This is a genomic window from Scytonema millei VB511283 (assembly GCF_000817735.3).
Taxonomy (GTDB): domain Bacteria; phylum Cyanobacteriota; class Cyanobacteriia; order Cyanobacteriales; family Chroococcidiopsidaceae; genus Chroococcidiopsis; species Chroococcidiopsis millei_B.
Genome location: NZ_JTJC03000004.1, coordinates 419,292 through 433,078, shown reverse-complemented (window position 1 = coordinate 433,078; position 13,787 = coordinate 419,292). Strand labels below are relative to the sequence as shown.

Here is a 13,787-nt window from a genome sequence, read left to right as displayed (position 1 = left end):
TCTTTGGGGAAATAGACAATTACAACCAAACTGTTTTTTCAAGCTTACGCCTCAAAATTTCCGAATATGTTTCCTGTGACAGATGTAAGCAAGTATTTTTTCTTAATACCTTAAATGGCAATGGCTGTAGATCCGAACTAAATTCGATCCTCCTTCAGTTCGCTCGCAATAAGGTTTGAATTGAGTCAAGCACTAGAGGGACTGAAAAACAATTTGTTGGTTCTCTTTAGCTACAGTCAAAATCTGCATAAAAAGCTAAGGGGTAATTTCATGACCATTCCATTAAGAGAAGATGTTGCCTACATTATTTTGAAAAAAATCAATGAAACTGGGCAAGAATTGCATCCAGTAAAATTTACTGCTGATGACTTTATCGGTCGCGAACCAACAAAAGCCGAACTATTAGGACACTTAGATTATCTGAATCAAAAGCAGTATATTAAGGCTGAATTTAGTGGGAATGCGTACGGTAACCAGGAAGATGTTCCCGATGCTGTAAATCCCAAAGAGGTTGATTTTAGAGTTGCTAATACCTTTGGTGCTTCTGATGGACCTTTGCCGCATTTAATTACTTTCAAGCAGGCAGAGTTGACAGAAAAAGGTCGTCGGATGTTGGAGAAAATGGAGGCAAAACCTCCAGAAGAATTAAAAGAAGGACCATCGGTTCCTATTGCGACGAAAGATATGCCTTTCCTAGAGAAAGTCATGCTGAAAAGCGGACTTGAAGACCTTTTTGATGCTAGAGATGTCACAGAAGTCGTCTATCGCGTCATGCGCGATTTAATGACAACGGAAGCATCAGATAGAGTTGCAGACGAACTGCACAAAGAGGTACTTCCCACAGATGATAAAGCTTTAAAAATGGAAATAGCTGAGTTGTGGAATGATACCAATCCCATCGTTCGCTTTTTGAGTAGAATTCGTCCACCTTTTTACCACTCAGACAGTTCTGACATTACTAACGTTAATGACAATCGCTTCTTGGCACGGGTTAAAGGTGAAGCACCAACAGCAAAAACTGCCTTCGATTTAGATACCGAACAAGTAGTTAAAGCTGTATTTTCTGCTACCAAGGATGAACTATCGGAAGAAAGAGTTAAAGAAATTGCTAACTGCTTACCTCCAAGAGTTCGGCAAATGTGGGAAACAGCTTAGGAACATTTGAAGTTAATTTTGAGTCAGGGTAGGAGACAACTCCTACCCTGTTTTGTCATTGGTTATTGGTCATTTGTTACTAGACGATCCAACCCCTCTTGAGAAATAGCAGGTGGTATGTATTATTTGTTGCTATAATTCAATGTCGAACTACCCAAATGCTGCTCTAAAAGCAGAGTTTTAACTAGCTATTGCTAGAGAAACTTGGTTTATTTATATAACTCATCAGTTCAGATGCAGCCTGGGCTGGAAAAACAGTCAAATCTAGATTCACGTAAATATATATATAACTGGAGAACAAATGAAGAACTATAGTATTAGGCTGCGCGGCTCGATCGCAACATTAGTTGGTATATGTGGCAGTTTGGCGATCGGTTTACCCGCCGTTGCTATATCCCAAGCAGAGCAAAAGTCAGTACTTCCCTCTCTTTCTCATATCGCTACAGTAGCACCACGCAATAGCTATATTTCACAAACTCCACAACTTCCACAAGTTTCGCCTGCTCCCGTTCAATCACCCCTACCCGAACAGCAGCAGCCTCCTAATACGCAAGTTTCCCCTACCCCACAAATTTCGCCTTCTCCCATTCAACCACCCCTACCCGAACAGCAGCAGCCTCCCAGCACGACAGTGCTATTGAATCAAGGCAAAGTTAGTATTAAGCTGATCAATCAGACGGGAGCAAAAATCACTTATCAAGCAATTGGGAATACAGCACCGCGATCGCTCCCAGGAAAATCAGATGTCACGCTCAAAAACTTAGTTGCACCCATAACTGTGACATTCAAGCGCGAAGATGGCGGATTGCTGAACGCAACTGGGCGATCGCCCACTCCAGGAGTACTAGAATTAATGCTAGATGCAACCACCGACCTCGGGATAGATAAGCAATCTCTGCAAATTCAACCGACTGGAGACGTATTTCTGAACTAGAATCCGCTCAACTGTCAACCGTCAACCGTCAACTAACTCAACCGACTGAAAACGTATTTCTGAACTAAAAATCTGCTCAACCGTCAACCGTCAACTCACCGACTCAATTACAATTTACAAACGAATAATTCTCCTCTTGATAGACTAGTATCATTGGGTTAATTTTGTGCTAGCACAGGAAAACTCAAGTTATTTATTCCCCATCACCCATTCATGGTTACAGCAGTGAGTTCGACATCGTTTCTGCTTCCGCCTACTTTAGGTGCTTTTTTGCCCTCCCTACCCCTGGATAGCCTCTTCTCTACACAGGGGATCATGGTGATGCTACTAGCAGCCTATGCGGTTGCTATGTGGATGTTTCTCACCAGCGCCCCGAAAGTCTATACCGTTATGGTATCTGACTTAGAGATTGCCCGTCAGCTTTACGAAGGAATGCTCAATCTCCCCGCTGCCGAAGTTCCTTTGCATTATTACTACAACTACGAGCAAACCTTGGGCGCAGCTGGAACGATCGATCCTTACTACATCTCTCCTAGCCCCAGTTTCAGCAGCACCAAAGGATTTAACGGTCCCGATGGATTGTGGTATCAACTCAAGAAAAACACCCAACTCCACATCATTACCGGAGCTAGCTTAGGGAAGAAAAACCAGCAGCGCCATGTCTGTTTCGATCGCGAGTGTTTGGAACAAGTCTTGATGCGGGTGGAAATGATGAATTTAAAACACAAAATTCTCAGCCAGAAACCATTGAACTTTTTGGTCAAAGATCTTGACGGACAGATCATTGAGATGGCAGAAGTGTCTAATTAGGAGCGAGGAGTGAGGGGTGAGGGGGTGAGGGGACAAGGGAGAGAAGAGAGCTGAGGGAGCTGAGGGAGCTGAGGGAGCAAAACAATTCACGCATTCAAAATTCAAAATTCAAAATTCTTACACCCCACACTTCCCACACTTCCCACACCCCACAACCCATTCATCGCGCACCACATATTCTCTTGACATCCATGCAGATTTATCTCGACTACAGCGCGACAACGCCGACTCGTTTAGAGGCGATCGCGACTATGCAAGCAGTGTTGACTCAACAATGGGGTAACCCATCTAGCTTGCATGAGTGGGGCGGACGCGCTGCAACAGTATTGGAACAAGCTAGAATGCAGGTGGCTGGCTTAGTCAACGCCCGTAACGCCGAGTCAATTATCTTCACTTCCGGTGGTACGGAAGCAGATAACTTGGCAATTATGGGGGTTGCTCAACGCTATAGTAGTCCCCAGCACATGATTATTTCTAGCGTCGAACACTCGGCGATCGCAGAGCCAGCGCGGTTACTAGAACGGTGGGGTTGGCAGGTGACTCGTTTACCAGTAGATGCCAACGGGTGCGTAAATCCCGATCGCTTGCAAGCAGCACTTCAACCAAATACAGTTTTAGTTTCAATCATTTACGGTCAAAGTGAAGTTGGAACGATACAACCAATTGAGGCTTTGGGCAAGATAACCCGTTCTCACGGCGCATTGTTTCACACCGATGCCGTCCAAGTTGCCGGACGCTTACCTATAGATCTGCAACAGTTACCCGTAGATTTATTATCCCTTTCCAGTCATAAAATCTACGGTCCTCAAGGAGTGGGAGCGCTTTATATTCGTCCTGGAGTGAAGTTAGTGCCGTTACTGGGTGGTGGCGGGCAAGAATCGAAACTGCGATCGGGAACGCAAGCAGTACCAATTATTGCTGGTTTTGGCACTGCCGCAGAACTCGCCGTTCAAGAAATGCCCACGGAAACATCGCGCTTGGTGTTATTGCGCGATCGCTTGTTTGCTCAATTGGCTGACGTGCCTCAACTAGTTCCTACAGGCGATCGCCAGTCACGTCTACCGCACCACGCTAGTTTCTACATGAAAGGCGCAGATGGCGAAAAAGTCAGCGGCAAAACTATGGTGCGGCAAATGAATTTAGCGGGAATTGGTATCAGTGCAGGTTCTGCTTGTCATAGTGGGAAGCTTTCCCCTAGTCCAATATTACTAGCGATGGGATATGACAGAGCTGCGGCTTTGAGTGGAATTCGCTTAACTCTAGGTAGAGAAACCACAGCAGCCGATATTGACTGGACGGCAACAGTACTTAAGCAAATTTTAGAGCGTCTCATACCTGTAAAATTGCAGTTAACAGTTAACAGTTAACAGTGGTAGTTGGTAGTTGGTAGTTGTTCTGCAACTCTCTCTTCTCCCCCTCACTCCTCACTCCTCGCCCCTCACTCCTCACTCCTCGCCCCTCTCATATGACAGAATTTCCCAAAACACTAGAACAGGCGATCGCCCAAGCAGCAGTAGCCACTTCAGCGGCAATCGCGGATGGATATTCTCGCCTGCAAGTGGAGTTAGCGATCCCAGAACTCAAACCGATGTCTGTTGCCGAGCAATTTTTAGCAGAATTTACCCAGTTCGGCTCCCAACTTAAGGTGTTTTTTCCCGATGCGGGTGCGGCGGCGCTAGCACGGCGGGATTGGGGAGAAGTACCATTTAAAATTGTCGATATCGGCACGCGATCGCCTCTGGAAGAAAAGATCGAACCAGAGGATGGGGCTTTGTTATTTGTTTCGCCTTCTGCGGTAGAAGTCGAACGGGTAGAAAAGTTGTGTGAGTTAGCGACATGTCCTACACTGATGCTCAATCCTCGTTTGGAAGATGTGGCGATCGTCGGGATTGGTTACGCTGGAAGACAATTACGCACTCGCTTTCTCAATAATATTGAATCTTGTTACTATCTGCGCCCAATTGAAAACATCTCCGTGTTCCGTTCCTACCCTGGTGAATGGCAAATTTGGCAGGAAGTAGAAGAAGAGTTTCAGTTAATTGCCGAACAACCGACAAAACCAATGGGCGATGAAATTGATGCTATTCTCTACGGAGATACAAGTCAATCGAATCCCACTGACACTACTAATACGTCTGGAGCGAGAAAACCAGGTATTTTCGCCAGTATGCAAAGGTTTTTACGGACTCTAAGTCGCTAAGAAATTAAGTCAGTCGTTCCATAGTTAATTCGCATACAAGCAGCCAAAAGCCTTACTAAAACTACATTTTTCCTTTTTGACTTTTAACTTTTAACTTTTGACTTTTTTAAGCTACCGGATCGAGAGGTTGGCAGAATTCATCTACACCTTGTTTGACGACGTATAACAAGACGGGCATTACCAGTAGGGTAGGGCAGATTTTAGCTGCTGTTAGTTGTTCGACTACTGGCGCAAAGGATTCATTTGCTAACGCAGATCGCAATTCTTGGCGACAAATAAAGGCACGGCATTTCTTTGCCAAACTAGATAGCCACTCTGCATTTGCTATATCTGGTTGCTGTCCGGCTCGAATTGCTAGTACCATAGCTGCATCTTCTAAATCTCCCTCACACTCTTCTATTTCTTGCAAAGCAGCAAGAGCATTGGGATAATTTGTCAATTCAGTCTGCAATTTAGCAACTTCTTCTAAAGTAACTTGCGTCATGGAAGGGTTGGGATAAAGAATGAAATCAGCGACCAGTTATCAGTGACTAGGCGCAACATGGATTGTTTGTGATGATAACTGATAACTGATAACTGTTCTTACAAACCTACTAATTCTCGCGACTCAAAATCAGTGAGTTGTTTGGCAATTTCTAGTCTTGCTTCTAATTTGGCAACACTAAATTGATTGCGTAAATATTCTAAGTGAGCGATCGCATTAGCTTTATCAGCCGTCAGCCGCATGAGTGTATTGACTGCCGTTTGATATTCTTGATGAGTTAACAGAACTTCAAAGCGACGTGCCTTACGTTGAGTGTCATTTTTTAAGTCTACATCGAATGCCGATAGCCGATCGGCGTTTCCTTCTTCACGGCTAATTAGCTGTTGAACTGCCATAATTTGCGAGTCCAGTTCGTTGACTCTCTGGGCTGCTTGGGCGATCGCGGCTGGGTAGTGATTCAGTTGCGTTACCATTATCAATCTTCGACCAACTCAAATTTTTTCACGAAAAAGCGATAGAAATTAAGCTATTAGCTACGATTTATTGGAGTCAATTTTGGAGCTAATCTGCCAGTTGCTTTCTTCTTTATTTTAGCATTTTCGAGTTGGGTTAGAAGGCAGGAAAAACCTTTTAGATAAATCTTGCCAGCTTTCTATGTACCATGATTTTCTCGCGCTTTGCTATACAATTTTAGCCTTAAACACATCTCTAAAATAGGTTTTGATGGCGACGATCGAGCGCACGTGAAATGAAATTTTATTTAATTTTATGTTATAATTAAAAAATATTTTTCTAGCAAAATTCAGGTATTTTCATTTTTTATTTGCTGAGAACTGACCGATTTGTGTAGGGGCGAGTTTTGGAGCGAGATTGGCGATCGCCGATCGTGAATTTGTTGCTAAACCCGCCCCTACAACTTTTGTCCGCTGACAGCTGACAACTAACCTACTCGAGTCTTAACTTGGAATAACAATGGGTTCGGGGTTGGTGTAGAAAAAGTAGGAATTGCCCAAATTGAGCTTCGTTGGTGATATATCTTTAACGATGCCAATGAGTTCGTCTGGTTCATTTCCAGGTTTGTTGATGTATATTCCCGTACCTACGGGTAAACTATCAGAGGTTGCTTTTAGTAGATAGTCAGTCGGTTGTCCGATCAGTGTAATCCTGTCCTCTTGAAGGTTAAAGTCCGTAATTAACGCATAGTCATTGTTGCCAACAGTTGAAGCGTTGTCATCGTCGTAGTAGCGATAGGAAGAATAATACTTACCGCTTAATGACTCGCCCAGCCAAAAGTTATCTTTACCTGCACCACCTGTAAGAGTGTCTATCTGTCCTTTGCCCAGAACTTGCGGATTGGGACGATCGCCACTGACGAAATCTGAATCCATCGGACTAAATGGAGTTGTTCCTAAAAGTGAATCATTACCATTACCACCTGAGATAGTATCGTTGCCTTTGTCGCCAACAATAAAATCGTCGTTATCGCCACCTAATAAGGTATCGTTACCGTCAAATGCCCTGACGGAATCATTTCCTACTCCAGCGTCAAAATAATCGTCTTGCACAGTGCCGTAGAAATTGTCCTCAGCAGTGGTAGTAAAGTAGCGATCGCTCAGTTTCAATCCCGATTTGTTTTCTACAATTGCCAGCAGTTCGTCCGGTTGACTGCCTGGTTTGTCAAAATAAATTGCCGTGCCTTGAGGTAAACCTTGAGGAGATGGTTTCAGAATATAGTTACTTTTAGCACCGTTCAGCCGGATCGTATCTTCTTGGGGATTGAAATCTTTGATTAAACTGTAATCTCGCCTGCCGTCTGTGGTTGGATTGCCATCGTCGGTACTGTAATTGATCCCAAAAGTGTCTTTTCCCGCACCGCCAAATAACAAATCGATATCGTTTTTGCCACCAATATAGTCATTTCCGCCAAAACCAACGACAGAATCGTAACCCCCAGCGAGAAAGTCATCACCAGCGCCAGCATATAGCGTGTCTTTGCCTCCGCCGCCTACTAGGTAGTCGTTTCCATCGCCACCTTCTAAAATGTCGCGATCGCCCCCACCATTTAGAAAATCATTGCCGATATTGCCATAAAGCCTGTCGTTTCCGCTATCGCCTGAAACTTCGTCGTTACCCTCACCCCCTTCTAAATAGTCTTCACCATCACCTCCATGAATGTAGTCATTGCCACTCTGACCGAAAACTTTGTCGTTTCCAGAGTCTCCCCATAAAGCTTCACTCTCATTCCCTCCAACTAAATAGTCGTTGCCGTTACCACCCTCTGTATAGTCGCTACCCTCACCCCCTTCAATGTAGTCGTCACCGTCACCCCCCTGAAGATGGTCGTCACCGTTCCCACCAAATATGCGATCGCTACCTTTGTCGCCATAGAGGTAATCGTTTCCGTCTTCACCGTAGAGGCGATCGTTGCCCGAACTGCCTTGCAAAGTGTCATCCCCAGCTAAACCATAGATTTGGTCGTCGCCTACAGTTCCAGTTAACGTGTCGTTATTTATCGTGCCTCTAAATATCGCCATATAGCTATTTTTGTATTCATCGATGCAAAATTAAGTCTGTTATAGTGCTGTATTTCGGAGAAAGATGAACCTTTGTGATAAAAAGTAATTGATACACCGTATCTTTTCTAACAATCGAGCCTGCACTCTTGCTTGGCTCAAAGATGAATGAAGGGCGACTTAGATAAAATTAACAATGCTAAGTGCAGAGGAATCGATTTAGAGTAGTCGTGACAGAAATTCATCTACAGGTAACAGCCAGTGACGATCGCCTAGACCGTTACCTTGCCCAACAACTCACACAATTGTCGCGATCGCGTCTGCAACAGTTGATCGAACAAGGCTGCGTCCAGATTAACGATCGAGTTTGCACGGCAAAAAAAATAGATGTGAAAACAGGCGATCGCATTCGGATCGAAATTCCTGCCGTTCAGCCTTTAGAACTCAAACCCGAAGCAATTCCCCTCGATATCCTGTACGAGGATGATTCGCTACTCATAATTAACAAACCTGCGGGGTTAGTCGTCCATCCCGCCCCAGGTCATGCTAATGGTACTTTAGTTAATGCTTTACTCGCCCACTGTCCCAACCTACCAGGCATAGGCGGAGTGCAACGCCCTGGCATCGTCCATCGCTTGGACAAAGATACAACAGGAGCGATCGCGATCGCCAAAACTGACTTTGCCCAACAACATCTACAAGCACAACTCAAGGCAAAAACCGCCCGCCGCGAGTACTTGGGTATAATTTACGGTGCGCCGCGATCGCTCAATGGAACTATAGATTTGCCCATCGGTCGCCATCCTACAGACCGTAAGAAAATGGCGATCGTCCCTGTAGAAAAGGGAGGAAGGGCGGCGATCACCCACTGGCAAGTCAAAGAACGGTTAGGAAACTATACTTTGGTGCATTTTCAATTGGAAACGGGGCGCACCCATCAAATTCGCGTCCATAGCGCCCATATCGGTCATCCCATTGTGGGCGATCCGATTTATGGTTCTGGGCGTTCTGTTGGTGTAAATCTTTCTGGGCAAGCCTTACACGCTTGGCGACTCACGCTACAACACCCGGTAACTGGAGAGGCGATCGAGGTGACAGCAACACCTTCAGCAGAATTTAACACGCTCTTGGAAGTTTTGCGGCGGAGAACGGCTAGCAATTGGTAAGGTGCGTTATTCAACGCACCCTACGAAATCTAAAAAATATTTCTACGATTTCTTAACTTTTGCTTACAAAACGTAATGATTTTGGATTGGATGTCGATAAGTATTAATGCTCTCAGGGTCAAATCAGACAAGACATTACTCTGTAAAATTGCCTAGTCGAATTACATAAAGTTTTGACAGAAACAATTAAGTTTTGTAACTTGATTTTCATTTTGGATAACTGAAAGCTATTTGAGCAAATCAATTTATTAGCTTTTCGTGCATTTTTACACAGTTTAATATTATTTAACTAATTGGCGATCGAGCGCATTGTAGAAAAAACCCATGAGGAATTTATAGCAAATAAAACTTTTGCTTCTGGCGATATTTGCTCAAAATACTGTATAGCTAAATAGCGATATTTGTCGAAGTAACTATCGTTGGCATAGAGAAATATTGTGCCTGAGACAAAGTTTTATTTGTGCTTTCCTGCGCGATAACACCGATAGAAATAGAAGCAATAAAATTTAGGAGATTTGAAGAAATGCTTGACGCTTTTTCTCGCGTAGTCGAACAAGCCGATCGCAAGGGTTCTTACCTGAGTAGTGATGAACTGAACGGACTTCAGGCGATGGTATTTGATAGCAACAAGCGTTTGGATGTCGTGAATCGTCTGACGAGCAACGCTTCTACAATTGTGGCAAATGCGTATCGCGCATTAGTAGCCGAAAGACCAGAAGTATTTAACCCTGGTGGTGCTTGTTTCCACAATCGCAACCAAGCTGCTTGCATCCGCGATTTAGGCTTTATTTTGCGCTACGTTACCTACTCCATTTTGGCTGGAGATGCCAGCGTCATGGACGATCGCTGTTTGAACGGACTGCGGGAAACCTACCAAGCTTTAGGTACTCCTGGTGATGCAGTCGCTTCAGGAATTAAAAAAATGAAAGATGCGGCAATTTCAATTGCCAACGACCCCAAAGGCATTACTCGCGGCGATTGTAGCCAATTAATGTCTGAAGTAGCTGGCTACTTCGATCGCGCTGCTGGTGCAGTTGCTTAATTGGTCATTTGTCATTGGTCATTTGTTATTGGTGGTTGGTTAACAGTTAACTGATAACTGATAACTGATAACTACTTACTAAATCAGGAGAGAATTCACAAATGAAGACACCTTTAACTGAAGCGATCGCTGCTGCTGATGCTCGTGGTTCCTATGTTAGTAATACCGAGATGCAAGCAATTTTCGGTCGCTTTAATCGCGCTCAAGCTGGGGTAGAAGCAGCAAAAGCTTTTGCGAATAATGGCAAAAAATGGGCGGAAGCCACTGCTAACCACGTTTACCAAAAGTTTCCCTACACAACTCAAATGCAGGGACCTCAATACGCTTCCACTCCCGAAGGTAAATCGAAGTGCGTGCGCGATATCGATCGTTATCTTCGCACCATTAGCTATTGCTGCGTTGTCGGTGGTACTGGTCCCCTAGATGAATATGTTGTCGCTGGACTGAAAGAATTCAACAGCGCCCTCGGTTTGTCTCCTAGTTGGTATATTGCTGCACTAGAATTCGTCCGCGACAATCATGGTTTGTCTGGTGATGCTGCTGGTGAAGCTAATACGTATCTCAACTATGCGATCAATGCTTTGAGCTAGTCATTTGTCAATAGTTAATGGCTAATTGCTAATTGTTGAAGAACTTGTTGTCATCAGCTGTTAGCGATTAGCCATTACTTTTAGTACAGGTCAATTAACAATGAACGATTAGCAATTAGCACAGGAGTTAGAAAAAAATGAGTGGAACAGTCATAGCTCAGTTCGTAAATGATGCGATCGCAGATGGAAAAGTCGAGCTGCGGCAAAATTGGACTGAAGACGATTTACAAAGAGTCTTTCGGGCTGCTTACGAGCAAGTATTCGGGCGACAAGGAGTCTATGCTAGTCAAAGATTTGCTAGCGCTGAATCGCTGTTACGCAATGGCAAAACTACGGTGCGGCAATTCGTGCGAACTTTAGCAAAATCTGAGTTTTACAGAGAATGCTTTTTCCACAATAATTCCCAGGGGCGTTTTATCGAATTAAACTACAAGCACTTATTAGGACGCGCACCCTACGACCAGTCAGAAATTGCCTATCATGTCGATCTATATGCCTCAAAAGGCTTGGATGCGGAAATTGATTCTTACATCGATAGTCCAGAGTACGATGCAGCTTTTGGGGATTGGGTTGTACCTTTCCATCGCGGGTTTCAATCTCAACTCGGTCAAAAAACTGTAGGCTTTCCTCGCATGTTTGCCTTGTATCGCGGTGCAGCTAGTAGCGACAACTCGCAATATGGGCGGCGTAATGCTCGCTTGAGAACCCAAATATCTCGCAATCAAACTAACTGGATTACACCACCTTCATCGCCCTCTGGCTTGTCTTTTGGCTCCAGATCCGCTGGAACGTTGGGAGTTTCTCCCGCTCAAGGTGACAATCGCATGTTTGTCATCGAAGCCATAGCAGGTACAGTTGGCAGTAGAGTACCCGTGCGCCGTAGCGTACAAGTATACAACGTACCGTTTGACAGGCTGTCAGCTACTTACCAGGAAATTCATAAAACTGGTGGCAAGATCGTCAGAATTACGCCTGTCTAAGTAAGGGGCTAGGAGTGAGGAGCGAGGAGCTAGGGAAAGGACAATGGGGCAAGGAAGACAAGGGAGACAAGGGAGAATTACAATCCACGCATCCGCGCATCCAAAATTTAAAATTCTCTTACCCCTCACTCCTCACTCCTCACTCCTCACTCCTCACTCCCAACATTTATGCAAGAACCAATTTTGACCCCAGAAGCCGCGATCGCAGCTTTGGCAGGAGAAGATAATCAAATTCGCTACTATGCCGCTTGGTGGTTGGGAAAGGATTAAGTACAGTCGGCTTGTGCGGCGCTGTGCGAAGCTCTTACCGACGATCGCTATCGGTTAGAAGCAGGGGGATATCCCTTGCGTCGTCAGGCGGCTAGGGCGCTGGGACAATTGAAAAATTCCCAAGCCGTGCCAGCTCTAATTGAAGCATTAAACTGTCAGGAAGATCCACAACTGCGCGAAGCAGTCATTCAGGCTTTAGCTGCTATTGGCGATAAACGTGCAATTAACCCTTTGCTTGGTTTGTTACATTCCCAACAGCAGCCAGATGAGGCTTTGATTGAAGCTTTGGGAACCCTACAAGTTCGGTCGGCTCGTCCGCAGATCGAGCCTTGCCTACAACATTCCTCAGAGCGGGTGCAGTGTGCGGCAGCGCGGTATATGTATTTATTGACCCGCGAATCGCAGTACATAGAACGCATTATCAAAAATCTCAGCCACGACAATGTTTATTTACGCTGGGCAGCCATTTTCGATTTGGACGCGATCGGTCAAAGTCAAGAGGTTATCCAGGCAATTATTACAGCTAGGGTTCCTAATAATTTGAAGCTGTTGAATTTAAAGCAGATACTGGAAGCTGGATTGAATGGTGATGCGGGAGATACAACCACGTCTGATTCTGGGTTGCTTTTCCATGCGATCGACGATTTGTTAATTCAATTGTAGGGGCGGGTTTTGACCGAAATTTCTGGTTAAGGTTGTCAATCTAGCTGCGAAACCCGCCCGTACAGAAGTCAGAAATTGTAGGGGCGGGTTTTGACCGAAATTTCTGGTTAAGGTTGTCAATCTATTTGCGAAACCCGCCCGTATAGAAGTCAGAAATCAAAGGTTAAAATGTCACAATTTAATTTCAGCCAACACCCTAGCTCCTCCGTGGGGCAGATCGATCGCGCATTAGAAAATCTTATCGAACAGTTCCGCGCCAGCGTGACTCCAGCAGAGGCGATCGCCTCAATTGTCGCGATCGCTTCTTACCATACCCCCGATGCGATTCCCCCTCTCATCGAGGCATTAAGCCATCATCATCCAGGTGTAAGGGCAGTTGCTACCTCTCAACTCGTTCAGTTGGCTTCTCTGTCGTTAGAAGCCCTAATTTCCACCTATTACACTGCTACAGACCAAGGGGTACAAGCACACATCATTCAAGCTTTAGCTCAAATTGGCGATTGTCAAGCGATCGCCGTGCTAGAGGAAGTTGTCGGCGTATCTGTCAATCACTGCCAGGGAAACGTTCGGCGCATTGCTGCTACAGGTTTGGGCAAAATTGGTAGTACGGCGATCGATGCTCAGATAATTCACCGTGCTGTAAATAAGCTGAGTTGGGCGTTGCTGTCACCGGAAGATTGGGGGTTGCGCTATGCTGCTGCCTTATCTTTAGCAGAAATAGGCACGCAGGAGGCGATCGCTGTCCTGCAACAAGCCTTAACTCAAGAATCAGACCGCGTAGTTCAGACCCGCATCCGCATGGCACTTGCAGGGTAATTAAAAGTTGGGGTTGGGGATTCGGATGGGACAGAAGAGCTGAGAAGCTACTACCAAGTCACAAATCACATGTCACAAGTCATAATTCATTCCGAATTCGCCCCACGCACCACTCTCTTACCGTCAACTGTTAACCAATAACCAACAACTATATTTTCGTAATT

14 protein-coding genes and 1 pseudogene are annotated in these 13,787 nt (G+C 45.1%); 12 read left to right on the top strand and 3 right to left on the bottom strand.

Annotated features, from left to right (window positions below):
• Positions 1-270: 270 nt before the first annotated feature.
• The 5 genes from QH73_RS16975 to QH73_RS16955 all read left to right on the top strand — a co-directional run bounded on the left by QH73_RS16975 (position 271) and on the right by QH73_RS16955 (position 5,099).
• Positions 271-1,155, top strand: a complete 885-nt coding sequence (locus QH73_RS16975; protein WP_039717015.1) for a DUF2267 domain-containing protein — start codon at positions 271-273, stop codon at positions 1,153-1,155.
• A gap of 301 nt (positions 1,156-1,456) precedes the next feature.
• Positions 1,457-2,089 (top strand): hypothetical protein, encoded by a 633-nt coding sequence (locus QH73_RS16970; RefSeq protein ID WP_052290213.1) that lies wholly within the window; start codon positions 1,457-1,459, stop codon positions 2,087-2,089.
• A gap of 213 nt (positions 2,090-2,302) precedes the next feature.
• Positions 2,303-2,899, top strand: a complete 597-nt coding sequence (locus QH73_RS16965) for a glyoxalase-like domain protein (protein ID WP_039717016.1) — start codon at positions 2,303-2,305, stop codon at positions 2,897-2,899.
• Between the two features lie 191 nt (positions 2,900-3,090).
• A complete protein-coding gene (locus QH73_RS16960; RefSeq protein ID WP_039717017.1) occupies positions 3,091-4,266 on the top strand; it encodes a cysteine desulfurase family protein in 1,176 nt (391 codons plus the stop codon).
• A gap of 98 nt (positions 4,267-4,364) precedes the next feature.
• Positions 4,365-5,099, top strand: a complete 735-nt coding sequence (locus QH73_RS16955) for a DUF1995 family protein (protein ID WP_039717018.1) — start codon at positions 4,365-4,367, stop codon at positions 5,097-5,099.
• 106 nt (positions 5,100-5,205) lie between these two features.
• Here QH73_RS16955 and QH73_RS16950 read toward each other — a convergent pair whose 3' ends face one another.
• From QH73_RS16950 to QH73_RS16940, 3 genes are all read right to left on the bottom strand, one after another.
• Positions 5,206-5,583: a hypothetical protein gene (locus QH73_RS16950; RefSeq protein WP_039717019.1), complete on the bottom strand. Its 378-nt coding sequence runs from the start codon at positions 5,581-5,583 to the stop codon at positions 5,206-5,208.
• Between the two features lie 98 nt (positions 5,584-5,681).
• On the bottom strand, positions 5,682-6,056 hold the full coding sequence (locus QH73_RS16945) for a hypothetical protein (protein WP_039717020.1): 375 nt from the start codon (positions 6,054-6,056) through the stop codon (positions 5,682-5,684).
• Between the two features lie 483 nt (positions 6,057-6,539).
• Positions 6,540-8,117, bottom strand: coding sequence for a calcium-binding protein (locus QH73_RS16940; protein WP_052290214.1), 1,578 nt, complete (start codon positions 8,115-8,117; stop codon positions 6,540-6,542).
• Between the two features lie 209 nt (positions 8,118-8,326).
• Here QH73_RS16940 and QH73_RS16935 point away from each other — a divergent pair, with 209 nt between their 5' ends.
• The 7 genes and pseudogenes from QH73_RS16935 to QH73_RS16905 all read left to right on the top strand — a co-directional run bounded on the left by QH73_RS16935 (position 8,327) and on the right by QH73_RS16905 (position 13,623).
• Complete coding sequence (locus QH73_RS16935; protein ID WP_039717021.1) at positions 8,327-9,262, top strand: RluA family pseudouridine synthase; 936 nt, start codon at positions 8,327-8,329, stop codon at positions 9,260-9,262.
• A gap of 523 nt (positions 9,263-9,785) precedes the next feature.
• Complete coding sequence (locus QH73_RS16930) at positions 9,786-10,304, top strand: phycocyanin/phycoerythrocyanin subunit beta (RefSeq protein WP_039717022.1); 519 nt, start codon at positions 9,786-9,788, stop codon at positions 10,302-10,304.
• A gap of 101 nt (positions 10,305-10,405) precedes the next feature.
• Positions 10,406-10,894, top strand: a complete 489-nt coding sequence (locus QH73_RS16925) for a bilin-binding protein (RefSeq protein WP_039717023.1) — start codon at positions 10,406-10,408, stop codon at positions 10,892-10,894.
• Positions 10,895-11,031: 137 nt separating this feature from the next.
• A complete protein-coding gene (locus tag QH73_RS16920; protein ID WP_039717024.1) occupies positions 11,032-11,874 on the top strand; it encodes a phycobilisome linker polypeptide in 843 nt (280 codons plus the stop codon).
• A gap of 14 nt (positions 11,875-11,888) precedes the next feature.
• Positions 11,889-12,101 (top strand): hypothetical protein, encoded by a 213-nt coding sequence (locus QH73_RS16915; RefSeq protein WP_165587722.1) that lies wholly within the window; start codon positions 11,889-11,891, stop codon positions 12,099-12,101.
• A pseudogene (locus tag QH73_RS16910) lies at positions 12,043-12,807 on the top strand (HEAT repeat domain-containing protein). The gene QH73_RS16915 and the pseudogene QH73_RS16910 overlap by 59 nt, the downstream one beginning before the upstream one ends.
• 168 nt (positions 12,808-12,975) lie before the next feature.
• Entirely contained in the window at positions 12,976-13,623 is a 648-nt protein-coding gene (locus QH73_RS16905) for a HEAT repeat domain-containing protein (RefSeq protein WP_039717025.1), read from the top strand.
• The last annotated feature ends 164 nt before the right edge of the window (positions 13,624-13,787 follow it).